This window comes from Loigolactobacillus bifermentans DSM 20003, assembly GCF_001434575.1.
GTDB lineage: Bacteria > Bacillota > Bacilli > Lactobacillales > Lactobacillaceae > Loigolactobacillus > Loigolactobacillus bifermentans.
In genome coordinates this window covers 1-1,075 of sequence record NZ_AZDA01000147.1, presented here as the reverse complement: position 1 = coordinate 1,075, position 1,075 = coordinate 1, and the positions used below count along the sequence as shown (strand labels likewise).

The 1,075-nt window shown below is 44.4% G+C and carries 1 protein-coding gene; it reads left to right on the top strand.

The features are described from left to right. Window positions 1-1,075: thiamine pyrophosphate-dependent enzyme (locus FC07_RS15470; protein WP_235807533.1), on the top strand; the 1,075-nt coding region annotated here is incomplete at both ends.

The following is a 1,075-nucleotide window of genomic DNA, read 5'->3' as shown; positions in this document are numbered from 1 at the left end:
TGAACTGGGCTTTCGCAATGACGTTACGTCAAAAGACGAACCCAATGAAGAAGTTATCTGTCACAAGTTCACAATTTAACCAACCATTGATGGAATTCTCAGGCGCTTGCTCTGGTTGTGGTGAAACACCTTACGTTAAATTATTAACACAATTGTATGGTGATCATATGCAAATCGCCAACACAACTGGTTGCTCATCCATTTGGGGTGCTTCTTCACCTGCAACACCATATACCACTAACCAAGATGGTCATGGTCCTGCATGGAGTAACTCATTGATGGAAGATGCCGCTGAATTTGGCTTTGGGATGCATACTGCAAACCAAGTTAAACGTGCTAAATTAACCAGCAAGGTTGAAAAGGCCTTAGCAGCTGGTGTTGGCTCAGATGACACGAAAGCCTTATTACAAGACTGGTTCGATCATAAAGACGAAAGCGATGGCACACGTCAACGTGCTGCTAAATTAGCTGCCGCTTTACAGACTGAAACAGATCCGCAATTAACTGAATTATTGAAAGACGAAGACTTATTCACTAAGATCAGTCAATGGATCCTTGGTGGTGATGGCTGGGCTTACGATATCGGTTATGGTGGTATCGATCACGTCTTAGCAAGTGGTGAAGATATTAACATCTTTGTCTTCGATAACGAATTGTACGCCAATACTGGTGGCCAAATGTCTAAAGCTACACCTGCTTCTGCCGTTGCGAAATTCGCTGCTGGTGGTAAGAAGACTGGTAAGAAAGACCTTGGGATGATGGCTGCAACTTACGGTAACGTTTACGTTGCACAAGTTTCATTGGAAGCTAACCAAACACAAGCTTTGAAGGCCATTCATGAAGCTGAAAGCTATCAAGGCCCATCATTGATCATTGGTTACACACCATGTATCAACCATGGCTTGAAAGGCGGTATGCGGAACTCGATCAACGAAGCGAAACAAGCCGTTGAATCAGGTTACTGGCAATTATACCGTTACGATCCACGCTTGGCAGCAGCCGGCAAAGATCCAATGCGGTTCGACTACAAGAAGGCTGACTTCACGAAGATCCCTGACTTCTTGGAAACACAAAC